At 63.1% G+C, this 12,109-nt stretch carries 12 protein-coding genes; 5 read left to right on the top strand and 7 right to left on the bottom strand.

Features of this window, described 5'->3' with window-relative positions; all coding sequences use genetic code 11:
• Window positions 1–342: 342 nt before the first annotated feature.
• Window positions 343–804 (bottom strand): DUF3817 domain-containing protein, encoded by a 462-nt coding sequence (locus tag ACIPY2_RS21065; protein ID WP_400268355.1) that lies wholly within the window; start codon window positions 802–804, stop codon window positions 343–345.
• 30 nt (window positions 805–834) lie between these two features.
• Window positions 835–1,443, bottom strand: coding sequence for a hypothetical protein (locus ACIPY2_RS21060; protein ID WP_400268354.1), 609 nt, complete (start codon window positions 1,441–1,443; stop codon window positions 835–837).
• A 170-nt stretch (window positions 1,444–1,613) separates the two neighbouring features.
• Between ACIPY2_RS21060 and ACIPY2_RS21055 the strand changes: the two genes are divergently transcribed.
• The 5 genes from ACIPY2_RS21055 (at window position 1,614) to ACIPY2_RS21035 (ending at window position 7,286) form a co-directional block, all read left to right on the top strand.
• Window positions 1,614–2,342, top strand: coding sequence for a FadR/GntR family transcriptional regulator (locus ACIPY2_RS21055; protein ID WP_400268353.1), 729 nt, complete (start codon window positions 1,614–1,616; stop codon window positions 2,340–2,342).
• Entirely contained in the window at window positions 2,339–3,349 is a 1,011-nt protein-coding gene (locus tag ACIPY2_RS21050; protein ID WP_400268352.1) for an asparaginase, read from the top strand. Before ACIPY2_RS21055 ends, ACIPY2_RS21050 begins: the two co-directional genes overlap by 4 nt.
• 8 nt (window positions 3,350–3,357) lie before the next feature.
• Complete coding sequence (gene aspA / locus ACIPY2_RS21045; protein WP_400268351.1) at window positions 3,358–4,773, top strand: aspartate ammonia-lyase; 1,416 nt, start codon at window positions 3,358–3,360, stop codon at window positions 4,771–4,773.
• A 137-nt stretch (window positions 4,774–4,910) separates the two neighbouring features.
• Window positions 4,911–6,419 (top strand): amino acid permease, encoded by a 1,509-nt coding sequence (locus tag ACIPY2_RS21040; protein WP_400268350.1) that lies wholly within the window; start codon window positions 4,911–4,913, stop codon window positions 6,417–6,419.
• 195 nt (window positions 6,420–6,614) lie between these two features.
• Window positions 6,615–7,286, top strand: coding sequence for a FadR/GntR family transcriptional regulator (locus ACIPY2_RS21035; RefSeq protein ID WP_400268349.1), 672 nt, complete (start codon window positions 6,615–6,617; stop codon window positions 7,284–7,286).
• Here the strand turns inward: ACIPY2_RS21035 and ACIPY2_RS21030 are convergent.
• Genes ACIPY2_RS21030 through ACIPY2_RS21010 form a run of 5 tightly spaced genes read right to left on the bottom strand, consistent with a single transcriptional unit; the run spans window position 7,283 to window position 11,980 of the window.
• Entirely contained in the window at window positions 7,283–8,143 is an 861-nt protein-coding gene (locus ACIPY2_RS21030; protein WP_400268348.1) for an amidohydrolase family protein, read from the bottom strand. The two genes, ACIPY2_RS21035 and ACIPY2_RS21030, sit on opposite strands and share 4 nt — an antisense overlap.
• Window positions 8,136–9,089 (bottom strand): aldo/keto reductase, encoded by a 954-nt coding sequence (locus ACIPY2_RS21025; RefSeq protein WP_400268347.1) that lies wholly within the window; start codon window positions 9,087–9,089, stop codon window positions 8,136–8,138. The genes ACIPY2_RS21030 and ACIPY2_RS21025 overlap by 8 nt, the downstream gene beginning before the upstream one ends.
• Window positions 9,086–9,400 carry an L-rhamnose mutarotase gene (locus ACIPY2_RS21020; protein ID WP_400268346.1) on the bottom strand — a complete coding sequence of 105 codons (315 nt, stop codon included), beginning with the start codon at window positions 9,398–9,400 and terminating at the stop codon, window positions 9,086–9,088. The genes ACIPY2_RS21025 and ACIPY2_RS21020 overlap by 4 nt, the downstream gene beginning before the upstream one ends.
• Window positions 9,393–10,679, bottom strand: a complete 1,287-nt coding sequence (locus ACIPY2_RS21015; RefSeq protein WP_400268345.1) for an alpha-L-fucosidase — start codon at window positions 10,677–10,679, stop codon at window positions 9,393–9,395. The genes ACIPY2_RS21020 and ACIPY2_RS21015 overlap by 8 nt, the downstream gene beginning before the upstream one ends.
• Window positions 10,676–11,980: an L-fuconate dehydratase gene (locus ACIPY2_RS21010; protein ID WP_400268344.1), complete on the bottom strand. Its 1,305-nt coding sequence runs from the start codon at window positions 11,978–11,980 to the stop codon at window positions 10,676–10,678. The genes ACIPY2_RS21015 and ACIPY2_RS21010 overlap by 4 nt, the downstream gene beginning before the upstream one ends.
• Window positions 11,981–12,109: the final 129 nt, after the last annotated feature.

Here is a 12,109-nt window from a genome sequence, read left to right as displayed (position 1 = left end):
AGCTAATTCCCGACTCGAAAGATTCACAAGCCTCACAGGGGCCCAATACGGTAGGTTCACTATGAGGATGAAACCCAGTAAGCAGCCGGGGGTCCCAGCCAAACCGGGCCGGGACAACGGCGACGCGGAAAACCCGCCCGAGTGACCAGAAGTTCAAGTAATGGAGTCACGCGCATCCCAGGGAGTGAACCGGGAGGGCTCCACGGAAAGGGAGTCAGATTATCCGGTCAAGCATCTGGCGTCCTCATATGATCGCCGTGTCCAAATTGCGGCAGCGAAGCTGGCAGGCGACTACTAACAGGTCCTCCCACCCCCCGGATCACGGCCGGAGACACGTAGGGCTTACGAGAACCACGTATCCGGCGGTCCCATGTACAGCAGGAAGCTGAACACGGCAGCAACACCCGCCAGCACCAGGCCCACAGCCAAGAACGGCTTGGCCAGCACCCAGGCCTGAAGCTTCTCCAGGGCACCAACGGGCTGCTCGCCACCGACAACCAACCGCCACGAGCCAGCCAGAAGCCCCCGACGATCGAGTGACTTCTCAACGGGGACGGTGGCATACGGGATCACGGCAGACGCGATGGCAAGTAGTCCGATGCGCACAGACCACTTCTGGTTGATCCACATGAACGCAGCAGTAAAGGCGTAGCAAAGGAAGACGAACCCGTGAATGCCTCCCGCAATGCTGACACCGACGTCCGTGGTCTTGGTGACGTACTTAAGGAACAGCCCGATCAGCAGAAGAGTCCACGTCACGGCTTCGGCGAAGGCAACAGTTCGGAAAAGGGTACGCGGCAGCATGAAGAACCTCGGGTTGGAAACAGGGATCGCCTAGACAACGCCCGGCAGCGAGACCTCGTTCCGAATCCTTGAGGGTCCAAACTCAAGGGCGACAGCTTCAAGCTCGATGGCTTCCTGGTGCTTGAACCGGGCTTTGCCAACGGCTACATGCGGCAACCAACGCGGTGAGCGACATCCGAGGGCTGGCGAGCTAAGGATAAAGTCGTCAATGTTGTCCAAACCGAGGTCGTCCAGCAGTACGTGAAGCCCTTGGACCAGCAAGGTATGGTAATCCTGCACGGCCAGGGGAACCGTGACCTCAAGGCTGCTTACCCGCCCGCCGCCGAGGGTGATGAGCTTCTCGGATTTGCCCAGGAATCCATCCAGCATTGGCAGTCCCCTGAGCCAACCGGCTACCTCACGAATCACGGGCTCGGGTCCGACTGCGCCGCGTGTCCAGCCGACGATGTCTGCTGCCAGCCGGTCAAGGATGCCGACGTGAAGCAAGGTCATGTGCAAACCGCGAGGGTTTCGAAGTGATTCAACATAACGGTCCAGGCTTTGGTAGGCGTCAGGTCCGGAACCAACATGCAGCACCGGCGCCTCCACTGTGATGCGGGGTAACTGCGTCGCTCTTCCGGTTGCCTGACCGGCCGTCATGTGTGCCATTATGCGCCGGTTACGCGCCAGTGGGACAGCCCTCGGTTGTTGCCGTACGGCGACATTCCGGGAAGTTGCCGTACGGCGACAGGAGACGTCAAAATCCCCAAAGCGTGAAGCGGTTCTTTCAGCGTTGACAGCCTCTTGTGACCCGTGCCATATTCAATATCGTGAACCTGTCAGACAGCCGGACAGCCGGACAGCAAGGCCCAGAAAGCGGCCGAGCGACGCCCACCCCGATCTCGCGCATTTCCGCAGCGGAGGCAGTCTTTGCTGCCCTGCGTCGCGCCATCGAGGGCGGGCAGTTCGATATCGGTACCAAGCTCAGCTCTGAGGCTACGCTCGCGGCACAGTACGGCGTGAGCCGCTCAGTGATCCGGGAAGCCTTGCGGTCCTGCAATACCCTCGGCCTGACAATGACCAAGACCGGCAAGGGCACATTCATCGTTGCCAACAAGGTCGCTAATGACCTTACCTTGGGTCAGTACAGCGCCCGCGATCTTAACGAAGCAAGACCCCACATCGAGATCCCGGCAGCAGGGCTCGCAGCCGAAAGGCGCACGGACGAGGAACTCGAACACCTGAAGGACATCGTCCAGGAGATGCTGGACGAGAACGACCCCGAAGCCTGGGTGAGCCTCGATGCCAGCTTCCACTCCGCCGTCGCCCGTGCCAGCGGCAACCGGGTCTTCGCGAGCGTCGTACAAGACATCCGCGACGCCTTGGCGCACCAGTCCGAAACGCTGAACCTCGTCGCCGACCGCCAGCACCGTTCGGATGAAGAACACGTCGCGATCCTCAACGCCATTGAAGCCGGCGACTCCCAGGCCGCAAGCGAGGCCATGGCCGAACACCTCCAGGCAGTAAGCGTGGCCCTGGACACGATCCTCAGCAAATGAACCATCCAAAGGACACCATGCCCAGCCCCAACACGGCCCAACTCACGGCAACCCGCCACGTTCCCCTGGTGGAGCAAACCCGCGACGGTTTGGTTGAGAGCATCCACTACGGTTCGTTGATCGCCCTCAACGCTGACGGCAGCACGGCCGTGGAGGCAGGCCAGCCCGAAGCTCCGATGTACCCGCGTTCGTCCCTGAAGCCGCTTCAAGCCGTGGCGCTCCTCAAAGCCGGACTGGAAATCCCGGAGCAACTCCTGGCGCTGACGGCAGCCAGCCACTCGGGCAGCAAGATGCACCGGGACGGCGCCGCCGAGATCCTGAGGCTTCACGGACTCACCGAAAAAGCACTGGCCAACAGCACGGACCTTCCCTACGGCGTCAAGGAACGCGAGGAGTGGCTGCGCGAGGGCAACGGCCCCACCCAGCTGGCCCAGAACTGTTCGGGCAAGCACGCTTCCATGGCCGCGGTGTGCGTCATTAACGGCTGGCCAGTGGAGGGCTACCTGCATCCGGAGCATCCGCTGCAGGTCCTTGTCCGGGACACCATCACGGACCTGGCAGGCGAGGAAGCCGCGGCAGTGAGCACGGATGGCTGCGGCACTCCGCTCTTCGCGCACTCGCTCCACGGCATGGCGCGCGCCTATGGCCGCCTCGCTTCGGCCAGCGAACATACGAATGAAGGCAAGGTAGCCCACGCGATGCGCCGCTACCCGGAGATGGTCGCAGGCGAAGGCCGCGACGTCACGGCTCTCATGCGCGCCGTCCCGGGGCTGCTCGCCAAGGACGGTTTCGAGGGCCTCCAGCTGGTGGGCCTGCCCGATGGCCGGGGGCTGGCAGTCAAGATTTCCGACGGCGGGGACCGCGCCCGCATGCCCATTACCGTCGAGGTGCTTCGCCAGTTGGGGCTCGACGGCGGCACCTTGGACACGTTGCAGAGCCCAGCCGTCCTGGGCGGCGGCCTTCCGGTCGGCGAGCTCCGCGCAGCGCAGATTTTCACCACAAACTAAGGACAGCTATGACCACCGTCGATCAGGCGATCCACACCCGATCCGAACACGACCTCCTGGGGGACCGCGATGTTCCTGCGGATGCCTACTGGGGCGTCCATACCCTGAGGGCCATTGAGAACTTCCCCATCACGGGGCAGCCTCTCTCCACGAACAAGCACCTGGTAAGGGGTTTGGCAGCGGTCAAGCAGGCAGCCGCACGCACCAACCACGAACTCGGACTCCTGGACTCTGAAAGGGCCAATGCCATTGAGCAGGCCTGCCAGGACATCCTGGACGGCAAGCTCCAGGACCAGTTCATGGTTGACGTGATCCAGGGCGGCGCGGGCACCAGCTCCAACATGAACGCCAATGAAGTTATCGCCAACCGGGCGCTGGAGATCCTTGGCCACCCCAAAGGTGACTACTCCAAGCTGCACCCGAACGACCACGTCAACCTCAGCCAGTCCACCAACGACGTCTACCCGACGGCGGTCAACCTCGCCACGATCTTCTCCGTCAAGGAACTGCTTGCGGCGCTTGAGGAACTTGAAGAGGCCTTCGCTGAGAAGGGCCGGGAGTTCCGGACGGTCGTCAAGATGGGCCGTACCCAGCTCCAGGACGCCGTGCCGATGACCTTGGGCCAGGAGTTCGGCGGCTATGCGGTGACCATCGGCGAGGACCGGGCACGCTTGGACGAGTCCCACATGCTGATCCACGAGATCAACCTTGGCGCAACGGCTATCGGGACCGGCTTGAACGCCCCGGCCGGCTACGCCGAGGCCGCTTGCCGGCACCTCGCCGAGATCACGGGACTTCCCCTCCTCACGGCTGCCGACCTTATCGAGGCCACCCAGGACGTGGGCGCCTTCGTTCACCTCTCCGGTGTCCTGAAGCGCGTGGCCGTGAAGCTTTCCAAGATTTGCAACGACCTCCGCTTGCTGTCCTCCGGACCGCGGGCGGGTTTGGGCGAGATCAACCTGCCGGCAGTGCAGTCCGGCTCGTCGATCATGCCCGGCAAGATCAATCCGGTGATCCCGGAAGTGGTCAGCCAGGTGGCGTACGAGGTCATCGGAAACGATGTCACCGTCACCATGGCCGCGGAGGCGGGCCAGCTTCAGCTGAACGCCTTCGAGCCGATCATTGTGCACAGCCTGCACAAGAGCATCTCCCACCTGGAAGCAGCCTGCCGCACCCTCACGGCACGCTGCGTCCGGGGAATCACCGCAAACACCGAGCGGCTACGGCTTACCGTGGAGCAGTCGATCGGTCTCGTCACGGCACTGAACCCCCATATTGGTTATGCCTCAGCCACTGCCATCGCCCAGGAGGCGCTGGTCACCGGCAAGGGTGTAGCAGAGCTCGTCCTTGAGCACGGTCTGTTGACTGCTGCCCAACTCGAAGAACTGCTCAGCCCCGAACGTCTGGCAAACCTGAGCAAGTAGGCCCATAGCGGCCCAGTAAGCCCAGCGGCTCTCAGAAGCCGTCCCCGCCCGATGAGGCACCACACGAGGTACCTTCGCGCGCCCCAAACCCCAAATGCGCGCCAGGGACCCCCAACAGGACACCCGTAAGGATTCCCATGACCAACCCCATCACGGACCACACGGTCCCGGCCCAAGCGCATGCCAGCGAGAAGGCCCTCCACAAGGAGGACTCGGGCTACCACAAGGACTTGAAGCCCCGGCAGATCCAGATGATCGCGATCGGCGGCGCAATCGGCACCGGCCTGTTCCTCGGCGCCGGTGGACGACTCAACGCAGCCGGCCCCTCGCTGGTAATCGCATACGCCGTCTGTGGTTTCTTCGCTTTCCTGATTCTCCGCGCCCTCGGCGAACTGGTGCTGCACCGCCCGTCGTCGGGCTCGTTTGTTTCCTACGCCCGCGAGTTCTTCGGCGAGAAGGCAGCCTTCGTGTCCGGCTGGTTCTACTGGATCAACTGGGCCACCACCACCATCGTGGACATCACGGCGGCCGCGCTCTACATGAACTTCTTCGGCAAGTACGTCCCTTGGATGGGGGCTGTACCGCAGTGGGCTTGGGCCCTCATAGCCCTCGTGGTTGTCCTGAGCCTGAACCTGGTCTCAGTGAAGGTCTTCGGCGAGATGGAGTTCTGGTTTGCCCTGATCAAGGTGGCGGCGTTGGTCACGTTCCTCCTGGTGGGCACCTACTTCGTCATCTTCGGCACCCCGGTGGATGGCCAAACAGTTGGCTTCAGCCTCATCTCGGACAACGGTGGCATCTTCCCCAACGGTGTGCTTCCGATGATCATCCTCATGCAGGGTGTGCTCTTCGCTTACGCCTCGATCGAACTCGTTGGAACTGCCGCGGGCGAAACCAAGAACCCTGAGAAGATCATGCCCAAGGCAATCAACTCCGTTGTCTTCCGCATCGCGGTCTTCTACGTCGGCTCCGTGATCCTGTTGGCCCTGCTCCTGCCGTACACCTCGTACCAGAAGGGCGTCAGCCCGTTCGTGACGTTCTTCGGTTCCATCGGTGTCCAGGGCGTGGACGTGATCATGAACCTCGTGGTCCTCACGGCTGCACTGTCCTCGCTGAATGCCGGCCTTTACTCCACCGGCCGCATCCTGCGTTCGATGTCCGTCAACGGTTCGGCTCCCAAGTTTGCCCAGCGCATGAACAAAGCCGGTGTCCCTTACGGCGGTATCGCCATCACCGCCGGCGTTTCCCTGCTTGGCGTTCCGCTGAACTACCTTGTCCCGGCCGACGCCTTTGAGATCGTGCTGAACGTCGCGTCCGTCGGCATCATCGTCACATGGGCCACGATCGTCCTGTGCCAGATGCAGTTGAAGCGCTGGGCGGACAAGGGCTGGGTCAAGCGCCCGTCCTTCCGCTTGTTCGGTGCACCGTACACCGGCTACCTCTCCCTGCTCTTCCTGGTGGGAGTGCTGGTCATGGTGTTCATCGACTCCCCGCTGACCATGCTCGTCACGGCCATCGCCTGCGCGCTGATGGTGGTGGGCTGGTTCCTCTGCCGCAAGCAGATCCATGAGATTTCCGCTGCACGCGATGGCTACACCGGCAGCGCTCCGGTGGTCGCCAACCGGCCGCTTCGCGGCGGCGACTCCTGACCGTTCGCGGTTGAAGCCCGACGGCGGCACCCGGTTCCGTAACAGCGGAAGCCGGGTGCCGCCGTCGTTGATTAAGGCCCAAGTAGGGGACAGCACATGCTGCAGTGAGCGCTCAGTGGAACGTGTGCTTTCCCCCAGTTGGGTGGGCAACGCGGCGAACCGAGACATCCGATCATTGGCGTCTACTATGGGTCCATGGCTGTCACAGATGAGGCGATCAGCAAGATCAAGGACATGCTGATCCGCGGGGAACTCAAGGCCGGCGACAGGCTTCCGCCGGAAAAGGAACTGAGCGAGCGGCTTGGCTTGTCCCGGAGTTCACTCCGGGAGGCCGTCAAGGCCCTGGAACTGATCCGGGTCCTGGACGTCAGGCGGGGTGACGGGACCTACGTGACCAGCCTCGACGCGAAGCTGCTCAACGAGGCGGTTGCGTTCGTGGTGGACCTGCATCAGGATCGTTCCATCCTTGAACTTTTCGAGGTCCGACGAATCCTGGAACCTGCCACGGCACACCTCGCCGCCGGCAAGATCACCCCGGAAGCAATCGACAAGCTGCGCGGGACCATGGCCGGCATCGACGAGAATACCCCCGTGGAAGAACTCGTTGCCCATGACCTCGAGTTCCACGGAATCATCACCGAAGCCGCAGGCAACGACTACCTGGGCAGCCTGCTGGAGGCCCTGTCCAGCAGCACGGTCCGGGCCCGGATCTGGCGCGGGCTGACGCAGGAGAAGGCCGTTGCACACACCCTGGCCGAGCACCGTGCCATCGCCGAAGCCTTGGAACGCGGAGATGCCGAGCTGGTCAAAGCCCTCGTGACTGTCCACATCAGCGGCGTGGAAAATTGGCTAAGGCAGGCCCTCTAGCCGACGCTGCGGGACAAGCCGTAGGCCCTCCTCGCCGTCCCCTCGAGAACTGCGTCCTGCTCGGAAGGACTTAACGGGGCGACGAGTTCCAGCAGCACGTCAAGGGTCCTGCCATAGGGTGCACCCAGGGTACTCACCGGCCAATCGCTGCCGAGCATGAGGCGCTCCGGCCCGAAGGCGTCGAGCGCCAGGTCAAACACCGGACGCAGAAAATCAGCCGAAAACTCAGAGCCTGGAACGTGGAGCCCGGACAATTTGGCCACCACGTTGTCCACTCGGCCCAAAGCAAGGAAATGATCGCGCCACGATTCCATGCTTGAAGGGTCGGCCAGCGGCGGCTTGCCCAAGTGGTCCAGGACAACCGTGAGTCCGGGAAGCCCGCGTGCGAGCCTGACCGTTGCCCCGAGATGACGGGGGAAGGCGTCGGGAACGTCAAAGGCAAGCCCTCGCCCAGCAACCAAACCAAGGGATTCCCGCACGGCCGCCAGATCGAGGAAATCGTCACGGGGATCATCGTGCACCAGATGCCGTACTCCCCGGAACACGGGATTGGCTGCAAACCGGTCCAGTTGGTCAGCTGCCTCGCGAGGTGAATCCAGGCGGATCCAGCCCACCACGCCCAAAACCCACGGCTGCCGCCCGGCGACGGCCAACATGCTCTCCGTATCGGCCAAGGTGTCATCGGCCTGTACCAACACCGCGCCCCGCATACCTGCAGCGGCAAGGACCTCGCCGGCCTCGTCCTCACCGAAGCTCCGGAACAATTCGCCATGCTGCGGGCCAAGCCACGAGTAGGGCCGGACCCCTCCCGTGACGAAAGTGTCCAGGCTCCACAAGTGCAAATGCCCATCAATCACGTGGCATGGCCTCCAACGCGGCCCACAACTCCTCCGGCACCGGCTCTTCCATCCGGGCAGCGTTGGCGGAAACCTGCTCCGGAGCGCTGGCCCCGACGGTCACGTTCACTACGGCCGGATGCCGCAACGGAAACTGGAGTGCCGCCGTCGGGAGTTCCACACCAAACCTGCGGCAGACGTCGGCGAGCGCACGCGCCCGCTCCACCAGGGCCCTCGGCGCTTGATCGTAGTTGTAGTGTGCGTCGTCGGGGACTTCGGGACGGGCCAACAGTCCGGAGTTGTAGACGCCAACGTTCACGACGCCGGTGCGGCGCTCCAGGCAGCGGTCAAGGAGCGGAACGTTGGGCTGCTCAAGCAGCGTGTAACGTCCGGCGAGCATGACGAGGTCAAGGTCCGCGGCTTCGACGCACTCGAGGGCGGCTTCGGCGGAATTAAGGCCAACGCCGATCGCTTTGACCACGCCCTCGGAACGGAGTTTTTCCAGGGCGGGGAGCCCTTGGGCGATTCCGGCCTGCAGGTCATGGACGTCCGCGTCGTGAAGGTAGGCAATGTCCACATGGTCCAGTCCGAGGCGTTCCAGGGAGTCTTCCAGGCTGCGGCGGATACCGGCCTCGGAGAAGTCCCACACGCGCTTCTTGTCTGCGGGGACGTCGAAGCCTTCCGGGTCGCGGCCGCCATGTGGGGTGGGTTCCAGCAGGCGCCCCACCTTGGTGGAGACAACAAACTCGTTCCGCGGCTTGTCCCGAAGGACCGCGCCCAGTCGCTGTTCGGACAAGCCCAGCCCGTAGTGCGGCGCGGTGTCGAAGTACCGGATACCGGCATCCCAGGCCGCCAACACGGTGGCCAGCGCTTCGCCGTCGGGGATCGCCCGGTAGAGGTTGCCAATCCCGGCCCCACCAAAGCCGAGCTTCCCGAGCCTGGGGATTTCAGCGGATTGAGAGTTCATGGCAGTTCCCATACCTTCTGGATACCCGAATCGTTGCCGGAGTAATCGTCTTGGACCTCAAGAAGTTCGGCCATGCGCGCCTGCCATGGCACGTTGGCCGGGTGGTCCGCGAGCGCACGGCGCATGGCCTGGTAGTCGTCCAGGTCCACGACGTGGAAGAGGTCCTGCCCGCTGCGCCAGATCCGCCAGTTGCGGACACCCGCTTCCTTGAGCGCCTGAACCAAGGAGGGCGGGATGTTTGCATGGGCTTCGGCATACTCAGCTTCGGCTCCCGGCTTGAGGCGGGTGTGGAGTGCGATCGACTCACCCATCGACAAGACCCGGCTTCAGGAAAAGCTCAAGCACGGGCACTGACACATCGGGCCGTTGCACGGGGAGCTTGATGGTCAGGGTCCCCGCTGGCTGGCCACCAGGCGTCATGTTCATGGCCTGCTGCTCGGGATCCACCTCGCGAAGAAAGACCTCCGAGGCGTCGTTGAGGAGTTGGGCGTACTCCACCTTGCCGGCCAAACCCGGAAGGTGGACGTACTCGAAGGGCCACGCGAAGAGGTGCACGTAAAGCCTGTCCCGGCGTTGTGTGTAACGGGCATCCGCTGGTGCCGCCCACTCAGAGGGCCCTGCACCGTAAATTGACCGGGAATGCAGCTTCATCCATGCCCCGATCCCTTCAAGGGACGCAAGTGCGCGGGGATCGAGGTTGCCGCGGGCGGTGGGGCCAACGTTGAGCAGGAGGTTCCCGCCTTTGGACACTCCGTCCACGAGCATCCGGACGAGGAGGTCGACCGGCTTGTAGTCCAGGTTGTCCCTGTCATAGCCCCAACTGCCGTTCAACGTCTGGCAAGCCTCCCAGGTGACCGGGACGCCGTCGAGCATCATCGGCGCGGCCGGCTGGTACTGCTCTGGCGTGACCAAGTCACCCGGAATGTCCAGCCGGTCATTGACCACGATCCCTGGCTGGAGTTCCCGGACCATGGCGAGCAGGGCCTCGGAGTCCCAGTCCTTCCGGCCTTTGCCGCCCCAAAAGTCAGGATGGCCGGCGTAGGAGAAGTCGAAGAACAGGTAGTCGATGGTGCCGTAGTTGCTGAGGAGCTCACGCACTTGGCCATGCAGGTACTCGCGGTAGCGGGACATGTCGCGTCCGCTGTTGAGACGTTCGACGTCGGCAGCGTTGCGTTGGGGGTGCACGCCGTCGATGGTGAAGTCCGGATGGTGCCAATCGATGAGCGAATGGTAGAAACCCACTTTGAGCCCCTCCGCCCGCAATGCTTCCACATAGGGCTGGACCAGGTCCCGGCCTGCGGGTGTGTTGGTGGCCTTGTAGTCAGTCAGCGCCGAGTCCCAAAGGCAGAACCCGTCGTGGTGCTTGGTGGTGAGGACCACGTATTTCATTCCGGCGTTCCGGGCTGCGCGGGCCCAGTCGCGGGGATCGTACAAGTCCGGATCGAAGCGTTTGAAGTACTGTTCATACGCTTCCACGCTGATCTCTTCCCGGTTCATCACCCATTCGTGGCGGGCCGGGAGGGCGTACAAGCCCCAGTGCACGAACATGCCAAAGCGTGCTTCTTCAAACCAGGGTGCGTGCTTGATCAATGCTTGTCCTTCCAGACGGGACCGTCGGGGAAGCTGTATTCAGCCAGTGTTTCACGGAGCATTTCATTACCGGCACCGGGCTTGGCGGGCGGCCAGTAAGAACCGGCATGAACATCCACGGGGTCAACAAAGTGCTCGTGCAGGTGGTCCACGAACTCGATCATCCGTTCCTCCTTGGTTCCGGATACGGCAACGTAGTCGAACATGGAGAGGTGCTGCACGGCCTCGCACAAGCCAACCCCGCCGGCATGCGGACACACCCGGACGCCGAACTTGGCCGCGAGAAGCAGGATGGCGATGTTCTCATTGACTCCGGCTACACGGGCAGCATCAATCTGCAGGACCGACAAGGCGCCTGCCTGGAGCATCTGCTTGAACACCACCCGGTTCTGGACGTGCTCCCCGGTGGCCACGGGAATCGGCGCAACCCCGCGGGCAATGGCTGCGTGGCCCAGGATGTCGTCCGGACTGGTAGGTTCCTCGATCCAGGCAATGTCATACGCGGCCAGGTGCGCCATCCAGTCGATGGCCTCCTGTACATCCCAGCGTTGGTTGGCGTCCACGGCGATCCTGATCTCCGGTCCAACCGCCTCCCGCGCAACGCGGACCCTCCGGACGTCGTCTTCCAAGGACGCCCCGACCTTCAGCTTGATCTGCGTGAATCCGTCAGCCACGGCTTCCTTGGCCAGCCGCGAAAGTTTCCCGTCGCTGTAACCCAGCCAGCCCGGCGTCGTGGTGTACGCGGGATAACCTTCTGCGAGCAGTCGCGAACGCCGCGCTTCCCGTCCCGGCTCTGCGGCGCGGAGTATCCCAAGGGCCTCGGCCGGCGTCAGTGCGTCCGTCAGATAACGGAAGTCCACCAGTGCCACGAGGTCCTCCGGGCTCATCCCCGCGAGAAGCTCCCACAGCGGTAACCCGGCCCTCTTGGCCTTCAGGTCCCACAACGCATTGATCACGGCGCCGATCGCCATGTGCATGACGCCCTTCTCGGGCCCCAGCCAGCGGAGCTGGGAATCGTGGGTCAGGAGTTTCCAGGTGGCGCCCATATCTCCAAGGAGTTTTTCAACGTCGCGGCCCAGAACGTGGTCCTTCAACGCGTCGATCGCGGCCTGCTCCACCTCATTACCGCGCCCAATGGTGAAGACGAAACCATGGCCCTCATGCCCGTCTCCCGCGTCAGTTCGAAGAATCAGGTAAGCGGCCGAGTAGTCCGGATCCGGGTTCATGGCGTCCGAGCCGTCGAGTTCCAGCGATGTGGGAAACCGGATGTCAAAGGTGTCCAGCGCGGTGATGATGCTCATGCGGCTCCTGGGCTGCGCGTTAGAGGAATTATCACGAGCCTAAACATCGGATGTCTCTATTGTCAATGGGTCACATTTCCGTATTATGGACGGCAACAGCACACTAGAGTTCGGATGTTAGTCCCGAAC

This window comes from Paenarthrobacter sp. NPDC089675, assembly GCF_044749185.1.
In the GTDB taxonomy this organism is placed as follows: Bacteria; Actinomycetota; Actinomycetes; order Actinomycetales; family Micrococcaceae; genus Arthrobacter.
The sequence above is the reverse complement of the archived record's forward strand: the minus strand, read 5'-3'. Positions and strand labels throughout refer to the sequence as shown.